Below are 20,632 nucleotides of genomic sequence, written 5' to 3'. Positions count from 1 at the left end.
ATCTGTGGTTTAAATCGTCCCGGAGTTGCCCTATATTAGCCAAACGTAATTATTTGGTTACAGGTCGTTAACCTCCATGAAAGACATAGATACACTCATCAGCAACAATGCACTATGGTCAAAAATGCTGGTGGAAGAGGATCCCGGGTTTTTTGAGAAACTGGCACAAGCGCAAAAACCGCGCTTTCTATGGATTGGATGTTCCGACAGTCGCGTTCCTGCAGAACGTTTAACCGGTCTTGAGCCGGGCGAACTCTTTGTTCACCGTAATGTTGCTAACCTGGTCATTCACACCGACCTGAACTGCCTTTCCGTGGTTCAGTATGCAGTGGATGTACTCGAAGTTGAACACATTATTATCTGTGGTCACTACGGTTGCGGCGGCGTACAAGCCGCAGTTGAAAACCCGGAACTGGGGCTTATCAACAACTGGCTGCTGCATATCCGCGATATCTGGTTCAAACATAGCTCATTGCTCGGCGAAATGCCGCAAGAGCGCCGTCTGGATACCTTGTGTGAACTGAACGTCATGGAACAGGTGTATAACCTGGGCCACTCCACCATTATGCAATCAGCGTGGAAACGCGGGCAGAAAGTCACCATTCACGGCTGGGCCTACGGCATTCACGACGGCTTGCTGCGTGATCTGGATGTCACAGCGACCAACCGCGAAACTCTTGAGCAACGTTACCGTCACGGGATTTCCAATCTCAAGCTGAAACACGCCAACCACAAATAAAAATGCCATGCCGGATGCAACACATCCGGCAACTTCACACTTACTCGTCCAGCAGAATCACTTTGCCGATATACGGCAGATGACGGTAACGCTGTGCGTAATCAATGCCGTAACCCACCACAAACTCATCCGGGATCGAGAAACCGATGAATTCTACCGGGACGTTCACTTCACGACGGGACGGTTTATCCAGCAGCGTACAAATCGCCAACGACTTCGGTTCGCGCAGGCTTAAGATCTCACGCACTTTCGACAGTGTATTACCCGAGTCGATGATATCTTCAACAATCAGCACGTCCTTGCCACGGATATCTTCATCCAGATCTTTGAGGATTTTCACATCACGGGTGGTGGACATGCCGCTACCGTAGCTGGAGGCGGTCATAAAATCGACTTCATGAGATACCTGAACTTCACGACACAGGTCCGCCATAAACATAAATGAGCCACGCAGCAGACCCACCAGCACCATATCGCTGCCGCTGTCTTTGTAACGCTCAGTAATCTGACGACCCAGTTCGGCGATACGCGCTTTAATCTCCGCTTCGGGGATCATTACTTCTACAGTATGTTTCATATCTCTAACCATATGATTTAAAAACAAATCACTTCGCACGGGCAGGTTTTGGCACCGCAACAAAGCGCAAGACACGCAGTATACCAGTAAAACTATTCATTCGCGGAATCTGTTAATAAAGCTCGAATTGTGATGACGATCACACATGTTAAAACCTATAATTAATTGCTACTAAAATATTAATGAATTGAAATGGTGTCTCTTTATGGCAATTAACAATACAGGCTCGCGACGATTACTCGTCACGCTAACAGCCCTTTTTGCAGCGCTTTGCGGGCTGTATCTACTCATTGGCGGAGGCTGGCTGGTCGCGATTGGCGGCTCCTGGTACTACCCTATCGCTGGCCTTGTGATGCTCGGCGTCGCCTGGATGCTGTGGCGCAGTAAACGCGCCGCGCTTTGGCTATACGCCGCCCTGCTGCTCGGCACCATGATTTGGGGCGTCTGGGAAGTTGGTTTCGACTTCTGGGCGCTGACTCCGCGCAGCGACATTCTGGTCTTCTTCGGCATCTGGCTGATCCTGCCGTTTGTCTGGCGTCGCCTGGTCATTCCTGCCAGCGGCGCAGTTGCCGCTCTGGTGGTGGCGTTGCTGATTAGTGGCGGAATCCTCACCTGGGCGGGATTTAACGATCCGCAGGAAATCAACGGCACCTTAAGCGCCGATGCCACACCTGCCGAAGCAATCTCCCCCGTTGCCGATCAGGACTGGCCTGCCTATGGTCGTAATCAGGAAGGTCAACGCTTTTCACCTCTGAAACAAATTAACGCCGATAACGTTCACAAGCTGAAAGAAGCCTGGGTGTTCCGTACTGGCGATGTGAAGCAGCCGAACGATCCGGGTGAAATCACCAATGAAGTGACGCCAATTAAAGTGGGCGACACCCTTTACCTGTGTACTGCGCACCAGCGCCTGTTTGCGCTCGATGCCGCCAGCGGTAAAGAGAAATGGCATTACGATCCTGAGCTGAAAACCAACGAGTCCTTCCAGCATGTAACCTGTCGTGGCGTCTCTTATCATGAAGCCAAAGCAGAAACTGCCTCGCCAGAAGTGATGGCGGATTGCCCGCGTCGTATCATTCTTCCGGTGAATGATGGTCGTCTGATTGCGATTAACGCTGAAAACGGCAAGCTGTGCGAAACCTTCGCTAATAAAGGCGTGCTCAATCTGCAAAGCAATATGCCGGACACCAAGCCGGGTCTGTATGAGCCGACTTCGCCGCCGATTATCACCGATAAAACCATCGTGATGGCCGGTTCAGTCACCGACAACTTCTCAACCCGCGAAACGTCTGGCGTGATCCGTGGTTTTGATGTCAACACCGGGGAGCTGTTGTGGGCTTTTGATCCTGGTGCGAAAGATCCTAACGCAATCCCGTCTGACGAACACACCTTTACCTTTAACTCGCCAAACTCGTGGGCACCAGCGGCCTATGATGCGAAGCTGGATCTGGTGTATCTGCCGATGGGCGTGACCACGCCGGATATCTGGGGCGGTAATCGCACACCGGAACAGGAACGTTATGCCAGCTCGATTCTGGCGCTGAATGCCACTACCGGGAAACTGGCGTGGAGCTACCAGACCGTTCACCACGACCTGTGGGATATGGATCTTCCGGCACAGCCGACGCTGGCGGACATCACCGTTAACGGTCAAAAGGTTCCGGTCATTTATGCTCCAGCGAAAACCGGCAACATTTTTGTGCTCGATCGTCGTAATGGTGAACTGGTGGTTCCGGCCCCGGAAAAACCGGTTCCCCAAGGTGCAGCGAAAGGCGATTACGTCACCCCGACCCAACCGTTCTCTGAACTGAGCTTCCGTCCGACGAAAGATTTAAGCGGTGCGGATATGTGGGGAGCCACCATGTTTGACCAGCTGGTGTGCCGCGTGATGTTCCACCAGATGCGCTATGAAGGCATTTTCACCCCGCCATCTGAACAGGGTACGCTGGTCTTCCCTGGTAACCTGGGGATGTTCGAATGGGGCGGGATTTCCGTTGATCCGAATCGTGAAGTGGCAATTGCCAACCCAATGGCACTGCCGTTTGTTTCGAAACTGATCCCACGCGGTCCTGGTAACCCGATGGAGCAGCCGAAAGACGCCAAAGGCACGGGTACGGAATCCGGCATTCAGCCGCAGTACGGTGTACCGTATGGCGTCACGCTCAATCCGTTCCTCTCACCTTTTGGTCTGCCGTGTAAACAGCCAGCATGGGGCTATATTTCGGCGCTGGATCTGAAAACCAACGAAGTGGTGTGGAAGAAACGCATTGGTACTCCGCAGGACAGTATGCCGTTCCCGATGCCGGTTCCGGTGCCGTTCAATATGGGGATGCCGATGCTGGGCGGGCCAATCTCCACGGCGGGTAACGTGCTGTTTATCGCCGCTACGGCAGACAACTACCTGCGCGCTTACAACATGAGCAACGGTGAAAAACTGTGGCAGGGTCGTTTACCAGCGGGTGGTCAGGCTACGCCAATGACCTATGAAGTGAATGGTAAGCAGTATGTGGTGATCTCCGCAGGCGGTCACGGTTCATTTGGTACGAAGATGGGCGACTATATTGTGGCTTATGCGCTGCCGGATGATGTGAAGTAACCATAATGCCCGGAGAGATCCGGGCATATTTCCGAATACGGTCTTTTTATACCGTAAACCCTAACATCATCCCCGTATCTTCATGCTCCAGCAGATGGCAGTGCGCCATATAAGCATGTTCTTTCGGTGCCTCGTGATTAAACTTCACCAGCACTTCGCTGACATTACCTTCTACCTTAACGGTATCTTTCCAGCCCGCGCGATGAGTCGCTGGCGGTTTGCCATTTTCTGACAAGATACGGAACTGCGTACCGTGGATATGGAACGGATGCAGCATCATGTCGCCCACGCCAGAGATAACCCAACGTTCGTATTGCCCTTTCGCCGCCGCAAACATCGGCTTGTTCATATCAAACGCCTGACCGTTGATTTTATTGGCATGGTGGAAATCGAACTTCCCGCCGTGGTTCATATGATTCATATTGCCGTGCCCCATATGGCCCATCATCTGGCTGTGATCCATTCCGGCCATCGCCTGATCGCCATATTTCTCCATTAGCATCTGCATCCCCATCATATCGAGCATCGGGTCCATAGAAAGTTGCAGCTTGCGTACCGTCAGCCCTTCCAGCGAAGGTAACGCAGGCAGGCTACTTAATGTGTCTGGCAAAGCACCGGAGGCACTAATAGCAATCGGCTGAATCCGCATTACCGGATGCGGCTTGTCAAACGGTGCAATCGCCATCCCCATCTGGCTGACCGGCAGCGTCACCAGGTCAAAGGGTTTGTTGTCGTTAACCTCCACCAGCACTTCAAAACGCTCGCCCATCAGCACCGGCAGTTCGCTCACCTTCACCGGTTCAGGTAGCAGACCACCGTCGCTGGCAATCACATAAAGCGGGCGATTGTCGCTGGTGGCGAAATTGAGCGAGCGGGCGTTACAGCCATTGAGCAAACGCAGGCGCAGCCAACCACGCGGGGCAGCGTGTTGTGGGTAGATTGCACCGTTGGTCAGCAACGTATCGCCAAACCAGCCCACGGCGGCGGTCATCACATCCAGTTGATAATCAATCTGCCCGTCAGCGCTAAATTTCTTATCCTGAACGATCACCGGAACATCATCGATACCCCACTGTTTTGGCAGCATTAATTTCAGGATCTCGTCATCTTCAATCACCACCAAACCAGCCAGCCCCATCGCCACCTGACGTCCGGTCTTGCCGTGCTGATGCGGATGGAACCAGCAGGTAGCGGCAGGTTGATCAACGTTCAACGTCACCGAGCGCTTGCCACCTGGCGGAATAATTCCCTGCGGGCCGCCGTCCACTTCACCCGGTACTTCCAGCCCGTGCCAGTGCAACGTCGTCTCTTCCGTCAGTTGGTTATAGATATCAACCGTTACTGCTTTGCCGCGCTGTAATTTCACCGCCGGCCCCAGCAGATTGCCGTTATAGCCCCAGGTAGTTGCGGTTTTCCCGCTAAAGGTGGACTGGCCTGCGCCAATAGTTAACTGAATGCGATTACGGGCATCGGTCGTGAGCAAATCAGGGATCGGTAACGTTGGGCGTTCTGCCGCAAATACTGCGCGGCTCCACAGCGGCAAAGCCGAAGCCACGCCCAGCGCGACGGAATATTTTAAGAAATCACGACGTTGCATAGTTATTTCCTTATTCTTAAGCAGGTGAAACAAAATCAAACGTTGAGCATAGTCCTTCCCCTTACGGGAAGGTCAAGCCGCAGACACAATTTAATCGACAATAATGGTCGTCGCCTCGCTCGCAGTGTGCTAACGTTTATCTTCTTTAAGCCCCTGGTAGAAGCAATGAAGACGTTTTTCAGAACAGTGTTATTCGGCAGCCTGATGGCCGTCTGCGCAAACAGTTACGCGCTCAGCGAGTCTGAAGCCGAAGATATGGCCGATTTAACGGCAGTTTTTGTCTTTCTGAAGAACGATTGTGGTTACCAGAACTTACCTAACGGGCAAATTCGTCGCGCACTGGTCTTTTTCGCCCAGCAAAACCAGTGGGATCTCAGTAATTACGACACCTTCGACATGAAAGCCCTCGGTGAAGACAGCTACCGCGATCTCAGCGGCATTGGCATTCCCGTCGCTAAAAAGTGCAAAGCCCTGGCTCGCGATTCCTTAAGCCTGCTTGCCTACGTCAAATAATCCCTGATACCTTTTTGTAGAAATATTGACCGTGCATCCGCGGTCAATGTTAGCTATTATGTTGCGCCCTTTTTTTACGGGTGTTAACAAAGGAGGTATCAACCCATGGCCGAAAAAAAACAGTGGCATGAAACGCTACACGACCAGTTTGGGCAGTACTTTGCGGTAGATAACGTTCTGTATCATGAAAAGACCGATCACCAGGATCTGATCATTTTTGAGAACGCCGCATTTGGCCGCGTAATGGCGCTGGATGGCGTAGTACAAACCACCGAGCGCGACGAGTTTATCTATCATGAGATGATGACCCATGTTCCGCTACTGGCCCACGGTCACGCGAAACATGTGCTGATTATCGGCGGCGGCGACGGTGCCATGCTGCGTGAAGTAACCCGACATAAAAACGTTGAGTCAATCACGATGGTGGAAATCGATGCGGGTGTCGTGTCGTTCTGCCGTCAGTATCTACCCAACCATAACGCCGGTAGCTACGACGATCCGCGCTTTAAACTGGTGATCGACGATGGCGTCAATTTCGTTAATCAAACCAGCCAGACCTTTGATGTCATTATCTCCGACTGCACCGATCCTATCGGTCCCGGCGAAAGTCTGTTCACCTCAGCATTTTATGAAGGCTGCAAACGTTGCCTGAATCCTGGCGGTATCTTCGTCGCACAAAACGGCGTCTGCTTTTTACAGCAGGAAGAGGCTATCGACAGTCATCGCAAACTCAGCCATTACTTCAGCGACGTTGGCTTTTATCAGGCGGCGATCCCGACCTATTACGGCGGCATCATGACCTTTGCATGGGCGACAGATAACGACGCCTTACGCCATCTCTCAACCGAAATTATTCAGGCGCGTTTTCTCGCTTCTGGCCTGAAATGCCGTTATTACAATCCGGCAGTCCATACGGCAGCTTTTGCCTTACCCCAGTATCTGCAAGACGCACTGGCTTCACAGCCGTCCTAAGGAGAAGATAAGAAATTGAAAAAACTGAAACTGCATGGCTTTAATAATCTGACCAAAAGTCTGAGTTTTTGTATTTACGATATCTGCTACGCCAAAACTGCCGAAGAACGCGACGGTTATATTGCTTATATCGATGAACTCTATAATGCCAACCGTCTGACCGAAATCCTGTCAGAAACCTGTTCCATTATCGGGGCCAATATTCTTAACATCGCCCGCCAGGATTACGAACCACAGGGTGCCAGCGTCACTATTCTGGTGAGTGAAGAACCGGTCGATCCGAAACTTATCGACAAAACAGAACACCCCGGACCACTGCCAGAAACGGTCGTTGCCCATCTCGATAAAAGTCATATTTGCGTACATACCTACCCGGAAAGTCATCCTGAAGGTGGTTTATGTACCTTCCGCGCCGATATTGAAGTCTCTACCTGCGGCGTGATTTCTCCGCTGAAGGCGCTGAATTACCTGATCCACCAGCTTGAGTCCGATATCGTAACCATTGATTATCGCGTGCGCGGTTTTACTCGCGACATTAACGGTATGAAGCACTTTATCGACCATGAGATTAATTCGATTCAGAACTTTATGTCTGACGATATGAAGGCGCTGTATGACATGGTGGATGTAAACGTCTATCAGGAAAATATCTTCCATACCAAGATGTTGCTTAAAGAGTTCGACCTTAAGCACTACATGTTCCACACCAAACCGGAAGATTTAACCGACAGCGAGCGCCAGGAAATTACCGCTGCGCTGTGGAAAGAAATGCGCGAGATTTATTACGGGCGCAATATGCCAGCTGTTTAACGGCTCTGGCGGAGCTCCCAGGCTCCGCCAGATTTATTTACTTCTGCTGCACGAAATTGCGGTAAGCCGCCACGACCTGCAGAAAATCCTCAACGCCGCATAGCGACAGGCTTTCTTCGTCGTAGTAGTTCATCCCCTCTTCCATTTCATCGCCAGCGAATTCCAGTTGATTGGCGCGAACCATCACCTCTTCACCGTCCATCCACAGGGTGTATTCATGCCCTGCCCGTTGCCAGGACCGTTCGCTACCTTTCAGTGCGTGCGCTGCTTGTTCCACTTCATCAAGCAAGGCCAGGTTTTCTTTCACCTCTTCATTAAACCAGTGCCCGACCACTTCATGCCCCATGGACATACGCACCTTTACCACTCCGGTAATATCACGCAGAAATTCGTAATCCATAGTGTGTTCCTCTGCTCCCGGCAATGCGCCATTACTGCATTGCACCTTAGGTTTAATTATCGCAGCACTATGCAAGATTAAAAGGTGGAAAAGAATAAGGAATAAAAATAAACCCCCTTTCCTTGAGCAGAAAGGGGGTTTAAAGAAGTGTTACTTGTCAGGTATTCAGGAGAACACCTGAGCTATTTTCAGGCTGTTACACCGCAGTCTGGAAAATCACCCCGTCCGCTTTTTCGGTGTACTGAGAAAGCTGGTTGAAGTTCAGGTAACGGTAAGTATCAACGGCAGTTTTATCCACCTGTGCCACGTAGGTCTGGTACTCTTCCGGCGTCGGTAGTTTGCCAATCAGCGCCGCAACAGCAGCCAGTTCCGCAGAAGCCAGGAAGACATTCGCGCCAGTACCCAGACGGTTCGGGAAGTTACGGGTAGAGGTGGAAACCACCGTCGCACCGTCTGCTACACGCGCCTGGTTACCCATACACAGGGAACAGCCAGGGATCTCGATACGCGCACCGCTCTTACCGAAGACGCTGTAGTAGCCTTCTTCGGTCAACTGCGCGGCGTCCATACGGGTTGGCGGTGCCACCCACAGGCGGGTCGGCAACTGGCCTTTATGCGCATCCAGCAGTTTACCCGCAGCACGGAAGTGACCGATGTTGGTCATGCAGGAACCGATAAACACTTCGTCGATCTTCTCACCCTGTACCGCAGACAGCGGACGTGCGTCATCCGGATCGTTCGGAGCACACAGGATTGGCTCTTTAATATCCGCCAGATCGATGTCGATCACTGCCGCGTATTCCGCATCTGCATCGGCTTCCAGCAGCTCAGGATTCGCCAGCCATTTTTCCATGCCCTGAATACGACGTTCCAGGGTACGACGATCGCCGTAACCTTCCGCGATCATCCACTTCAGCAGGACGATGTTGGAGTTCAGGTATTCGATGATCGGTTCTTTGTTCAGCTTGATAGTACAACCAGCGGCAGAACGCTCGGCGGACGCATCGGTCAGCTCAAAGGCCTGCTCAACTTTCAGATCCGGCAGACCTTCAATTTCCAGAATGCGACCAGAGAAGATGTTTTTCTTGCCTTTCTTCTCAACGGTCAGCAGACCTTGTTTGATCGCATACAGCGGAATAGCGTGTACCAGATCGCGCAGGGTGATGCCCGGCTGCATTTTGCCTTTGAAGCGCACCAGAACGGATTCCGGCATATCCAGCGGCATTACGCCTGTTGCGGCTGCAAATGCCACCAGACCAGAACCCGCCGGGAAAGAAATGCCGATCGGGAAACGGGTATGGGAGTCACCACCGGTACCGACGGTATCCGGCAGCAGCATACGGTTCAGCCAGGAGTGGATTACGCCGTCACCCGGACGCAGCGACACACCACCACGGTTCATAATGAAGTCCGGCAGCGTGTGGTGCGTGTTCACGTCAACTGGCTTCGGATACGCCGCGGTGTGGCAGAAAGACTGCATCACCAGGTCAGCCGAGAAGCCCAGGCACGCCAGGTCTTTCAGTTCATCACGGGTCATCGGGCCGGTGGTGTCCTGGGAACCTACAGAAGTCATTTTCGGTTCGCAGTACGCGCCCGGACGAATGCCTTTCACGCCGCAGGCACGACCTACCATTTTCTGCGCCAGCGAGAAGCCGCGGTCGCTCTCAGCGACATCTTTCGCCTGACGGAACACATCGCTGTGCGGCAGACCAAGTGCTTCACGCGCTTTGGTGGTCAGGCCACGCCCGATAATCAGCGGAATACGACCACCGGCACGCACTTCATCAATCAGCACGTCGGTTTTCAGTTCGAAGGTCGCCAGCAGTTCGCCGGTTTCGTGGTTACGCACTTCACCTTTGTACGGGTAAACGTCAATTACGTCACCCATGTTCAGGTTAGAGACGTCCACTTCAATTGGCAGTGCACCCGCATCTTCCATCGTGTTAAAGAAGATGGGTGCAATTTTACCGCCGAGGCACAAACCACCGCCGCGTTTGTTCGGCACATGTGGAATATCATCGCCCATAAACCACAGAACGGAGTTCGTGGCGGATTTACGCGATGAACCCGTACCCACAACGTCACCGACGTACGCCAGCGGGAAACCTTTCTGTTGCAGAGCTTCAATCTGTTTGATCGGACCAACAACACCAGGCTGATCTGGCTCAATACCTTCACGGGCGTTTTTCAGCATCGCCAGCGCGTGCAGTGGGATATCCGGGCGTGACCACGCATCCGGTGCCGGAGAAAGGTCATCGGTGTTGGTTTCGCCTGTGACTTTGAAGACGGTAACGGTCAGTTTTTCAGCCAGTGCCGGGCGATTCAGGAACCATTCGGCATCCGCCCAGGACTGCATTACCTGCTTCGCATATTCGTTGCCTGCTTTGGCTTTCTCTTCTACGTCATAGAAGTTATCGAACATCAGCAGCGTGTGAGAAAGTGCTTTGGCAGCGATCGGTGCCAGTTTGGCATCATCCAGCGCGTCGATCAGCGGATGAATGTTGTAACCACCCTGCATAGTGCCCAGCAGTTCGATGGCTTTTTCCGGAGTCAGCAGTGGGGATTTGGCTTCGCCTTTCGCGACAGCAGCCAGGAAGCCTGCTTTGACATAGGCGGCTTCATCGACGCCAGGGGGAACACGGTTGGTTAACAGATCTAACAGGAATTCTTCTTCGCCCGCGGGCGGGTTTTTCAGCAGCTCTACAAGTGCGGCCATTTGGTTTGCATCCAGGGGTTTGGGCGCAATCCCCTCAGCGGCACGCTCAGCTACGTGCTTACGGTATTCTTCTAGCACGACGGTTCTCCTCGCTCTCATTGTCATAGTGCGGCAGGCGATTCTCTTCACGCTCCTGTGAGACAGCAGTTTGTAGGGTAAATGCCCAGTACCGCAACGGGCAGAATAGCAGGATTTTGACGATGTGTTAATCTGTTTACAAAAAAGCAACATAAAAAAGTGGCTGAATCGTTAAGGATGGTCTAGAGATTGTTTCCCTCCGTAAAAACTTCGTTAATTCGCATGGTGATAATCACCTTTCTCAACGAATCCCAAGATTAGTCAAAATTTAAACTACCGCCTCTTTATACTCGGATTCTCAGCACCTGCGGGTGGCAGTTCGCCGACCATTGCGATTTCCTTGAGATCCGAATTATGAAAATGACTTTGCCGTTTAAACCCCATGTGCTGGCGCTAATTTGCAGTGCCGGGCTTTGTGCCGCCTCTGCCGGGCTATATATAAAAAGCCGCACAGTGGAAGCGCCTGTGGAAGCGCAATCGACACAACAGAATGCGCCTGACATCTCCGCAGTTACGCTTCCTGCAACGGTTTCCGCACCTCCCGTAACACCCGCCGTCGTCAAATCTGCATTCAGCACTGCACAAATAGATCAATGGGTCGCGCCCGTCGCGCTGTATCCCGACGCCCTACTTTCGCAGGTGCTGATGGCATCAACCTATCCGACAAACGTTGCTCAAGCAGTGCAATGGTCGCACGATAATCCACTTAAACAAGGCGATGCTGCTATTCAGGCGGTATCTGACCAGCCCTGGGACGCCAGCGTCAAATCACTGGTGGCCTTTCCACAGTTGATGGCATTGATGGGCGAAAACCCGCAATGGGTGCAAAACCTGGGCGATGCTTTTCTGGCGCAGCCGCAGGACGTGATGGACTCGGTACAGCGATTGCGGCAACTGGCGCAACAAACCGGCTCGCTGAAGTCATCAACTGAACAAAAGATCATCACGACAACGAAAAAAGTCGTACCGGTAAATCAGCCCGCCAACGCCCCTGTCACACAATCAAATACCGTTTCTACGTCCAGCCCCGTCGTCGCAGAACCTGCACCGACCGTAATAACCATTGAGCCAGCCAATCCGGATGTGGTTTATATTCCGAACTACAACCCAAACGTGGTTTACGGCAGTTGGGCCAATACCGCTTATCCGCCAGTTTATCTGCCACCACCAGCCGGAGAACCGTTTGTTGACAGCTTTGTGCGCGGATTCGGCTATAGCATGGGCGTTGCTACCACGTACGCGCTATTCAGCAGCATCGACTGGGATGACGACGATCATGACCATCATCATCATGACGATGATGATTATCACCACCACGATGGCGGTCATCGTGACGGTAATGGCTGGCAACACAACGGCGACAACATCAATATCGACGTAAACAATTTCAACCGTATCACCGGTGAGCATCTTACTGATAACAATATGGCATGGCGGCACAATCCAAACTACCGTGATGGTGTGCCCTATCATGATCAGGATATGGCAAAGCGGTTTCACCAAACCGATGTCAACGGCGGCATGAGCGCCACGCAGTTACCTGCTCTATCGCGCGACAGTCAGCGTCAGGCAGCAGCAAGTCAGTTTCAGCAACGAACACACACTGCGCCAGTCATTACGCGAGATACTCAACGTCAGGCTGCGGCACAGCGATTTAATGAAGCGGAACATTATGGGAGCTATGACGACTTCCGCGAGTTCAGCCGTCGCCAACCACTGACCCAGCAACAAAAGGACGCCGCTCGTCAGCGTTATCAGTCGGCCTCTCCTGAGCAGCGCCAGGCAGTCCGCGAGAAAATGCAGACTAACCCGCAGATCCAGCAGCGAAGAGAGGCAGCGCGTGAGCGTATTCAGTCCGCCTCGCCTGAGCAGCGCCAGGCGGTTCGCGAGAAAATGCAGACTAACCCGCAGAACCAGCAGCGAAAAGAGGCAGCGCGTGAGCGTATTCAGTCCGCATCACCAGAGCAGCGCCAGGTGTTTAAGGAAAAAGTACAGCAGCGCCCACTGAACCAACAGCAACGTGATAACGCCCGCCAGCGTGTTCAATCAGCATCACCTGAGCAACGTCAGGTTTTTCGGAAGAAAGTTCAGGAGAGCCGCCCGCAACGTCTAAACGACAGTAACCGTACTGCCAGGCTGAATAACGAGCAACGGTCAGCGATACGGGAACGGTTGTCTGAGCGTGGAGCAAGGAGAATGGAAAGGTAAAATGCAGGCGTAAAAAAAGCGGCGTGGTTAGCCGCTTTTTTAATTGCCGGATGTTCCGGCAAACGAAAAATTACTTCTTCTTCGCTTTCGGGTTCGGCAGGTCGGTAATGCTACCTTCGAACACTTCTGCCGCCAGGCCCACAGACTCGTGCAGAGTCGGGTGCGCATGGATGGTCAGTGCGATGTCTTCAGCATCACAACCCATTTCGATTGCCAGGCCGATTTCACCCAGCAGCTCGCCGCCGTTAGTACCGACAATCGCACCACCGATCACACGGTGAGATTCTTTGTCGAAAATCAGCTTGGTCATACCGTCTGCGCAGTCGGAAGCGATCGCACGACCAGAAGCAGCCCACGGGAAGGTGGCAGTTTCATAGCTGATGCCTTTCTCTTTCGCTTCTTTCTCGGTCAGACCCACCCATGCAACTTCTGGTTCGGTATAGGCGATGGACGGGATAACTTTCGGATCGAAGTAGTGTTTCTTACCGGCGATAACTTCAGCGGCAACGTGACCTTCGTGAACACCTTTGTGTGCCAGCATCGGCTGACCGACAATATCGCCGATAGCAAAGATGTGCGGTACGTTAGTGCGCAGCTGTTTGTCAACGCGGATGAAACCACGGTCGTCCACTTCCACGCCAGCTTTGCCTGCGTCGAGGTTTTTACCGTTCGGCACACGACCAATCGCTACCAGCACGGCGTCGTAACGCTGCGGTTCAGCGGGTGCTTTTTTGCCTTCCATCGTCACATAAATACCGTCTTCTTTCGCTTCAACGGCGGTAACTTTGGTTTCCAGCATCAGGTTGAATTTCTTGCTGATACGCTTGGTGAAGACTTTAACGATGTCTTTGTCAGCTGCCGGGATAACCTGGTCGAACATTTCAACCACGTCAATCTGTGAACCCAGCGCGTGGTATACGGTCCCCATTTCCAGACCGATGATACCGCCACCCATTACCAGCAGGCGTTCTGGTACTTCTTTCAGTTCCAGCGCGTCAGTGGAGTCCCAGATACGCGGATCTTCATGCGGAATAAACGGCAGTTGGATCGGGCGAGAACCCGCTGCAATGATCGCGTTGTCGAAGTTGATCACGGTTTTGCCGTTCTCACCTTCAACTTCCAGGGTGTTAGCCCCGGTAAATTTACCCAGACCGTTGACCACTTTGACTTTGCGGCCTTTCGCCATACCAGCCAGACCACCGGTCAGCTGATTGATCACTTTCTCTTTCCAGGTACGAATCTTGTCAATATCGGTTTTCGGTTCGCCGAAGACGATACCGTGTTCAGCAAGCGCTTTGGCTTCTTCGATAACTTTTGCTACGTGCAGCAGTGCTTTAGAAGGGATACAGCCGACGTTCAGGCAAACACCGCCAAGGGTGTTGTAACGTTCTACGATTACGGTTTCCAGACCTAAATCAGCGCAACGGAAGGCAGCGGAGTAACCTGCGGGGCCTGCCCCAAGTACCACGACCTGAGTTTTGATTTCAGTACTCATCATGACCTCTATATATTTATCTCCGGCGGGTCTGACGTTTTTTTTATGACGCCCATTATCCACCGGGTCGTTCTATCCGTCGGTATTTTACAAAATTGTTAACAATTTTTAAACAACAAACGGCAACCGATTTGTCTATTCGCTAATAACCTCAATACATTCATGAGATTACCAGAAAAAAGCCGGCCGTTGGGCCGGCTCTTTTACTTACATCACCAGACGGCGAATGTCAGACAGCGTGTTGTTAATGATGGTAATGAAACGGGCACCATCAGCACCGTCGATCACGCGGTGGTCGAAGGAGAGAGAAATCGGCAGCATCAGACGCGGCACGAACTCTTTACCATTCCACACCGGCTCCATCGCGGACTTGGAAACGCCGAGGATAGCCACTTCCGGCGCGTTCACAATCGGCGCGAAGTGGGTAGTACCCAGGCCGCCGATGCTGGAGATGGTGAAGCAACCGCCCTGCATTTCGCCCGCAGTCAGCTTACCGTCACGCGCTTTCTTAGAAATAGTCATCAGCTCGCGAGACAGCTCGATGATGCCTTTCTTGTTGACGTCTTTGAATACCGGAACAACCAGACCGTTCGGGGTATCCACCGCCACACCGATGTTGATGTATTTCTTCAGGGTCAGACGCTGACCGTCTTCCGACAGCGAACTGTTGAAGCGAGGCATCTGCTCAAGAGCTGCAGCAACCGCTTTCATGATGAAGACAACTGGGGTTATCTTCACATCCAGCTTACGTTTCGCCGCTTCTTCGTTCTGCTGTTTACGGAACGCTTCCAGCTCGGTGATATCGGTTTTGTCGAAGTGAGTAACATGCGGGATCATCACCCAGTTACGGCTCAGGTTCGCACCAGAAATTTTCTGGATACGGCCCAGTTCCACTTCTTCGATTTCACCAAACTTGCTGAAGTCCACCTTCGGCCACGGCAGCATGCCTGGGATACCGCCGCCAGTCGCCGCCGGAGCCGCTTCTGCACGTTTGATAGCTTCTTTCACGTAAGCCTGAACGTCTTCGCGCAGGATACGACCTTTACGGCCAGTGCCCTTCACTTTCGCCAGGTTAACGCCAAACTCGCGTGCCAGACGGCGGATCAGCGGAGTCGCGTGAACGTAAGCGTCGTTTTCAGCAAATTCAGATTTGCCTTCCGCTTTCGCAGCCGGTGCTGCTGCCGGAGCTTCAGCTTTTGCTGCCGGAGCCGGCGCTGCCGCTTCCTGTTTCGCAGGAGCTGCCGCAGGCGCTGCGCCTTCAACTTCGAAGATCATAATCAGCGAGCCAGTTTTCACTTTATCGCCAACGTTGACTTTCAGTTCCTTCACGACGCCTGCAAACGGAGCCGGGACTTCCATAGAAGCTTTATCGCCTTCTACGGTGATCAGTGACTGTTCAGCGGCAACTTTGTCGCCCACTTTCACCATCACTTCGGTCACTTCAACTTCGTCACCGCCGATATCCGGAACGTTAACTTCTTTCACGCCAGCTGCTGATGCAGGGGCCGCTGCCGGAGCTGCTTCCTGTTTAGCCGCCGGAGCTGCCGCGCCTGCTTCACCCGCGACTTCGAAGACCATAATCAGCGAGCCGGTAGACACTTTGTCACCCACGTTCACTTTGATCTCTTTCACGGTGCCTGCAAACGGAGCCGGAACTTCCATAGAAGCCTTGTCGCCTTCTACGGTGATCAGCGACTGTTCAGCTTCAACTTTATCGCCAACTTTCACCAGGATTTCGGTCACTTCGACTTCGTCGCTGCCGATATCCGGAACGTTAACGTCTTTTGCCGCCGCAGCCGCTGGTGCTGCTGCCGGAGCTGCTTCTTTCTTCTCTTCTGCCTGAGCAGGTGCAGCGTCAGCTGCACCGTCGGCGGAATCGAAAATCATAATCAGTGCGCCGGTCTGGGTTTTATCGCCAACAGAGACTTTGATCTCTTTAACGATACCCGCCTGCGGAGATGGTACTTCCATAGAGGCTTTGTCGCCTTCTACGGTGATCAGCGACTGTTCGGCTTCAACTTTGTCGCCCACTTTGACCAGGATCTCGGTGATTTCAACTTCATCAGCCCCGATGTCCGGTACTTTGATTTCGATAGCCATTATTCTTTTACCTCTTAAGCCAGACGCGGGTTAACTTTATCTGCATCGATGTTGAATTTGGCGATTGCGTCAGCAACCACTTTCTTATCGATTTCGCCACGTTTAGCCAGTTCGCCCAGCGCCGCAACCACGACATAAGAAGCATCAACTTCGAAGTGGTGACGCAGGTTCTCACGGCTGTCGGAACGACCGAAGCCATCAGTACCCAGTACGCGATAGTCGTCAGCCGGTACGTAAGTACGGACCTGCTCAGCGAACAGTTTCATATAGTCGGTAGATGCCACTGCCGGAGCGTCATTCATCACCTGAGCGATATACGGAACGCGCGGTGTTTCCAGCGGGTGCAGCATGTTCCAGCGTTCACAATCCTGACCATCACGCGCCAGCTCGGTGAAGGAGGTCACGCTATAAACGTCAGAACCTACGCCGTAATCTTTCGCCAGGATCTCTGCCGCTTCACGGACGTGACGCAGGATAGAACCGGAGCCCAGCAGCTGAACTTTACCTTTGCTACCTTCAATGGTTTCGAGTTTGTAGATACCTTTACGGATACCTTCCTCAGCACCTTCCGGCATTGCCGGCATGTGGTAGTTTTCGTTCAGCGTAGTGATGTAGTAGTAAACGTTCTCTTGTTTTTCACCGTACATACGCTCCAGACCGTCATGCATGATGACAGCAACTTCGTAAGCGTAAGCCGGGTCGTAAGAGATACAGTTCGGGATAGTCAGCGACTGAATGTGGCTGTGACCATCTTCGTGCTGCAGACCTTCGCCGTTCAGGGTGGTACGACCGGAAGTACCGCCGATCAGGAAGCCACGCGCTTGCTGGTCGCCAGCCGCCCAGCACAGATCGCCGATACGCTGGAAGCCGAACATCGAGTAATAGATGTAGAACGGAATCATCGGCAGATTGTTGGTGCTGTAAGAGGTCGCCGCTGCCAGCCAGGAACACCCTGCGCCCAGCTCGTTGATCCCTTCCTGCAGAATCTGACCTTTCTCGTCTTCTTTATAGTAAGCAACCTGCTCGCGGTCCTGCGGGGTGTACTGCTGACCGTTCGGGCTGTAAATACCAATCTGACGGAACAGACCTTCCATACCGAAAGTACGCGCTTCGTCGGCGATGATCGGTACCAGACGATCTTTGATCGACTTGTTCTTCAGCATCACGTTCAGAGCACGAACGAAAGCGATAGTGGTAGAGATCTCTTTGCTCTGCTCTTCCAGCAGCGCGCCGAAGTCTTGCAGGCTCGGCAGCTCAAGCTTCTCGGTGAAGTTCGGCTGACGGCTTGGCAGATAACCGTGCAGTTTCTGACGCTGAGCGTGCAGATAGGTATGCTCTTCAGAACCTTCCGGGAAGGTGATGTACGGCAGTTTTTCGATATCTGCATCAGACACCGGCACATTGAAACGGTCGCGGATATGACGCACGCCGTCCATGTTCATTTTCTTAACCTGGTGCGCGATGTTTTTACCTTCAGCCGCGTCGCCCATGCCGTAACCTTTAATGGTATGAGCAAGGATTACCGTCGCTTTGCCTTTGGTTTCCTGCGCTTTCTTGAATGCAGCGTAGATTTTCTTCGGATCGTGACCGCCACGGTTCAGCGCCCAGATCTGCTCGTCAGTCCAGTCTGCAACCAGAGCTGCGGTTTCCGGATATTTACCGAAGAAGTGTTCACGAACGTACGCACCATCTTTCGATTTGAAGGTCTGGTAGTCGCCGTCAACGGTTTCGTTCATCAGCTGGATCAGTTTACCGCTGGTATCTTTACGCAGCAGTTCATCCCAACGGCTACCCCACATCACTTTGATCACGTTCCAGCCAGCACCTTCGAAGATGCCTTCCAGTTCGTTGATGATCTTGCCGTTACCGGTGACCGGGCCGTCAAGACGCTGCAGGTTACAGTTGATAACGAAGACCAGGTTATCCAGTTTTTCACGGGTAGCGATGGTGATCGCACCTTTGGATTCCGGTTCGTCCATTTCACCGTCGCCGAGGAAGGCGTAAACGGTCTGTTTAGAGGTATCTTTCAGGCCACGGTGTTCCAAATATTTCAGGAATTTAGCCTGGTAAATAGCACCAATCGGACCCAGACCCATAGATACGGTCGGGAACTGCCAGAATTCCGGCATCAGTTTCGGGTGCGGATAGGAAGAGAGGCCATTGCCGTGAACTTCCTGACGGAAGTTATCCAGCTGCTCCTGAGTCAGACGACCTTCCAGGAAAGCACGAGCGTAAACGCCCGGGGAGATGTGGCCCTGGAAGTAAACCAGATCGCCGCCATCCTGCTCGTTGCGTGCACGGAAGAAGTGGTTAAAGCACACATCATAAATGGTTGCGGAAGACTGGAAGGACGCCATGTGGCCGCCCAGTTCGAGGTCTTTTTTCGACGCACGCAGAACCGTCATGATGGCGTTCCAGCGGATAGCTGAACGAATACGGCGTTCCAGTTCCAGATTACCCGGATACTCCGGTTGTTCTTCAACGGGGATGGTGTTGATGTAGTTGCTGATACCGGTGCCTGCGGCTACGTTGACACCGCCTTTGCGGGCTTCAGCAAGCAGTTGGTCGATCAGATACTGAGCACGCTCAACACCTTCTTCACGGATGACCGATTCGATCGCCTGGAGCCAGTCGCGAGTTTCGATCGGATCCACGTCATTTGGGAAACGTTCTGACATGGGTTATTCCTTATCTATCTAATAACGTTGAGTTTTCTGGAACCTGTCCCATTGAACTCTCGCCGGAAAGCTCAATAAGACAGGTTCTACGTTTAGTTGCCGCGCTTTTATATGCGCTTGATTTACAACATCTTCTGGATAATTTTTACCAGAAAAATCACTAATTCTTTCGTTGCTCCAGACGACGCAGAGAACGCTCACGGCGACTCTCTTCGCGGCTTCTGTCGAGCAAAATTTCTTCGATAAAGGCCAGATGGCGATGCGATGCTTCGCGCGCTTCTTCCGGCTTACCGGCCATAATCGCTTCAAATATGCGGGTGCGGTGACTACTCACCAGCGGCAGCATCTCGCGACGCGAATAGAGCAATTCGAAGTTCTGGCGGACATTCTGGGCCAACATCGGCTCCATACACCTTAGCAGATGAAGCAGAACCACATTGTGGGCCGCTTCGGTGACGGCAATCTGATACTGGAGTACGGCATTTGATTCCGCGTCCAGATCGCCAGACTGCTGCGCCAGCTCTATGGCGTGGTGGAGTTCACGGATGCGTTCCTTGTCTTCATCGGTACTACGCAGCGCGGCGTAATAAGCGGCGATACCTTCCAGGGCGTGTCGTGTTTCGAGCAAGTCATACTGTGATTCAGGATGGTCGGAGAGCAGCTCCACCAGCGGATCGCTGAAGCTTTGCCATAGGCTGCTCTGGACAAAAGTGCCGCCACCCTGGCGACGAAGCAACAAGCCCTTCGCTTCGAGACGTTGAATCGCCTCACGCAAGGAGGGACGGGAGACGTCGAACTGTTTCGCCAGTTCGCGTTCCGGTGGGAGTTTTTCGCCCGGGCGGAGTGTGCCTTCGAGGATCAAAAACTCCAGTTGCTGCTCAATCACATCGGAGAGTTTTGGTTGGCGGATTTTGCTGTAGGCCATGAGTTCCTGTCTTAAGCCACTTGCCGAAGTCAATTGGTCTTACCAATTTCATGTCTGTGACGCTAAAGTAACAAAGTATTCACCTTATGTCCATATAGGTTTTGATTGAAATCATGAAACTGTGCACATTTTAACAACTTGACATATATAACGTTTCAAAGTTGTAACTATGCACAAATGTAGACTTTACGTAGGAAAGGGGTTTTTTAACGATTATTAAACTATAAA

At 52.5% G+C, this 20,632-nt stretch carries 14 protein-coding genes; 6 read left to right on the top strand and 8 right to left on the bottom strand.

All coding sequences use genetic code 11. The annotated features are described in order from the left end of the window. The first annotated feature begins 76 nt into the window (after positions 1-76). Entirely contained in the window at positions 77-739 is a 663-nt protein-coding gene (gene can, locus G434_RS05490; protein WP_000651599.1) for a carbonate dehydratase, read from the top strand. A 40-nt stretch (positions 740-779) separates the two neighbouring features. Here can and hpt read toward each other — a convergent pair whose 3' ends face one another. Further along, positions 780-1,316, bottom strand: a complete 537-nt coding sequence (gene hpt, locus G434_RS05495; RefSeq protein ID WP_000683335.1) for a hypoxanthine phosphoribosyltransferase — start codon at positions 1,314-1,316, stop codon at positions 780-782. A gap of 205 nt (positions 1,317-1,521) precedes the next feature. On the opposite strand from hpt, the gene gcd reads away from it, so the two are divergent. Beyond that, positions 1,522-3,912, top strand: a complete 2,391-nt coding sequence (gene gcd / locus G434_RS05500; RefSeq protein ID WP_001309217.1) for a quinoprotein glucose dehydrogenase — start codon at positions 1,522-1,524, stop codon at positions 3,910-3,912. A 46-nt stretch (positions 3,913-3,958) separates the two neighbouring features. On the opposite strand, the gene cueO is transcribed toward gcd, so the two are convergent. Beyond that, positions 3,959-5,509, bottom strand: coding sequence for a multicopper oxidase CueO (gene cueO, locus G434_RS05505; RefSeq protein WP_001189657.1), 1,551 nt, complete (start codon positions 5,507-5,509; stop codon positions 3,959-3,961). Between the two features lie 165 nt (positions 5,510-5,674). Here cueO and G434_RS05510 point away from each other — a divergent pair, with 165 nt between their 5' ends. The 3 genes from G434_RS05510 to speD all read left to right on the top strand — a co-directional run bounded on the left by G434_RS05510 (position 5,675) and on the right by speD (position 7,804). Next, positions 5,675-6,022 carry a YacC family pilotin-like protein gene (locus tag G434_RS05510; protein WP_001295568.1) on the top strand — a complete coding sequence of 116 codons (348 nt, stop codon included), beginning with the start codon at positions 5,675-5,677 and terminating at the stop codon, positions 6,020-6,022. A gap of 105 nt (positions 6,023-6,127) precedes the next feature. Next, on the top strand, positions 6,128-6,994 hold the full coding sequence (gene speE, locus G434_RS05515) for a polyamine aminopropyltransferase (RefSeq protein WP_000818414.1): 867 nt from the start codon (positions 6,128-6,130) through the stop codon (positions 6,992-6,994). A gap of 15 nt (positions 6,995-7,009) precedes the next feature. After that, the gene (gene speD / locus G434_RS05520; RefSeq protein WP_000734287.1) at positions 7,010-7,804 is read left to right on the top strand and encodes an adenosylmethionine decarboxylase; all 795 of its coding nucleotides are present in this window, start codon (positions 7,010-7,012) and stop codon (positions 7,802-7,804) included. A gap of 37 nt (positions 7,805-7,841) precedes the next feature. On the opposite strand, the gene yacL is transcribed toward speD, so the two are convergent. Beyond that, positions 7,842-8,204, bottom strand: coding sequence for a protein YacL (gene yacL, locus G434_RS05525; protein ID WP_000384306.1), 363 nt, complete (start codon positions 8,202-8,204; stop codon positions 7,842-7,844). 196 nt (positions 8,205-8,400) lie between these two features. Then, positions 8,401-10,998: a bifunctional aconitate hydratase 2/2-methylisocitrate dehydratase gene (gene acnB / locus G434_RS05530; RefSeq protein WP_001303793.1), complete on the bottom strand. Its 2,598-nt coding sequence runs from the start codon at positions 10,996-10,998 to the stop codon at positions 8,401-8,403. 354 nt (positions 10,999-11,352) lie between these two features. Between acnB and G434_RS05535 the strand changes: the two genes are divergently transcribed. Beyond that, positions 11,353-13,206: a DUF3300 domain-containing protein gene (locus tag G434_RS05535; protein ID WP_000784407.1), complete on the top strand. Its 1,854-nt coding sequence runs from the start codon at positions 11,353-11,355 to the stop codon at positions 13,204-13,206. Positions 13,207-13,276: 70 nt separating this feature from the next. Here the strand turns inward: G434_RS05535 and lpdA are convergent, their stop codons facing one another. The 4 genes from lpdA to pdhR all read right to left on the bottom strand — a co-directional run bounded on the left by lpdA (position 13,277) and on the right by pdhR (position 20,404). Next, positions 13,277-14,701 (bottom strand): dihydrolipoyl dehydrogenase, encoded by a 1,425-nt coding sequence (lpdA, locus tag G434_RS05540; protein ID WP_000102485.1) that lies wholly within the window; start codon positions 14,699-14,701, stop codon positions 13,277-13,279. A 207-nt stretch (positions 14,702-14,908) separates the two neighbouring features. Next, positions 14,909-16,801: a pyruvate dehydrogenase complex dihydrolipoyllysine-residue acetyltransferase gene (aceF, locus tag G434_RS05545; protein WP_000963535.1), complete on the bottom strand. Its 1,893-nt coding sequence runs from the start codon at positions 16,799-16,801 to the stop codon at positions 14,909-14,911. 14 nt (positions 16,802-16,815) lie between these two features. Then, on the bottom strand, positions 16,816-19,479 hold the full coding sequence (gene aceE / locus G434_RS05550; protein ID WP_000003820.1) for a pyruvate dehydrogenase (acetyl-transferring), homodimeric type: 2,664 nt from the start codon (positions 19,477-19,479) through the stop codon (positions 16,816-16,818). A gap of 160 nt (positions 19,480-19,639) precedes the next feature. Continuing rightward, on the bottom strand, positions 19,640-20,404 hold the full coding sequence (pdhR, locus tag G434_RS05555; RefSeq protein ID WP_000331776.1) for a pyruvate dehydrogenase complex transcriptional repressor PdhR: 765 nt from the start codon (positions 20,402-20,404) through the stop codon (positions 19,640-19,642). Positions 20,405-20,632: the final 228 nt, after the last annotated feature.

The organism is Escherichia sp. KTE172, from assembly GCF_000408845.1.
Taxonomy (GTDB): Bacteria; Pseudomonadota; Gammaproteobacteria; order Enterobacterales; family Enterobacteriaceae; genus Escherichia; species Escherichia coli.
The sequence above is the reverse complement of the archived record's forward strand: the minus strand, read 5'-3'. Positions and strand labels throughout refer to the sequence as shown.

Coding starts and splice junctions, on each gene's coding strand:
- can (WP_000651599.1), top strand. CDS start 77: ATGAAAGACATAGATACACTCATCAGCAACAATGCACTATGGTCAAAA.
- hpt (WP_000683335.1), bottom strand. CDS start 1,316: ATGAAACATACTGTAGAAGTAATGATCCCCGAAGCGGAGATTAAAGCG.
- gcd (WP_001309217.1), top strand. CDS start 1,522: ATGGCAATTAACAATACAGGCTCGCGACGATTACTCGTCACGCTAACA.
- cueO (WP_001189657.1), bottom strand. CDS start 5,509: ATGCAACGTCGTGATTTCTTAAAATATTCCGTCGCGCTGGGCGTGGCT.
- G434_RS05510 (WP_001295568.1), top strand. CDS start 5,675: ATGAAGACGTTTTTCAGAACAGTGTTATTCGGCAGCCTGATGGCCGTC.
- speE (WP_000818414.1), top strand. CDS start 6,128: ATGGCCGAAAAAAAACAGTGGCATGAAACGCTACACGACCAGTTTGGG.
- yacL (WP_000384306.1), bottom strand. CDS start 8,204: ATGGATTACGAATTTCTGCGTGATATTACCGGAGTGGTAAAGGTGCGT.
- G434_RS05535 (WP_000784407.1), top strand. CDS start 11,353: ATGAAAATGACTTTGCCGTTTAAACCCCATGTGCTGGCGCTAATTTGC.
- lpdA (WP_000102485.1), bottom strand. CDS start 14,701: ATGAGTACTGAAATCAAAACTCAGGTCGTGGTACTTGGGGCAGGCCCC.
- aceF (WP_000963535.1), bottom strand. CDS start 16,801: ATGGCTATCGAAATCAAAGTACCGGACATCGGGGCTGATGAAGTTGAA.
- aceE (WP_000003820.1), bottom strand. CDS start 19,479: ATGTCAGAACGTTTCCCAAATGACGTGGATCCGATCGAAACTCGCGAC.
- pdhR (WP_000331776.1), bottom strand. CDS start 20,404: ATGGCCTACAGCAAAATCCGCCAACCAAAACTCTCCGATGTGATTGAG.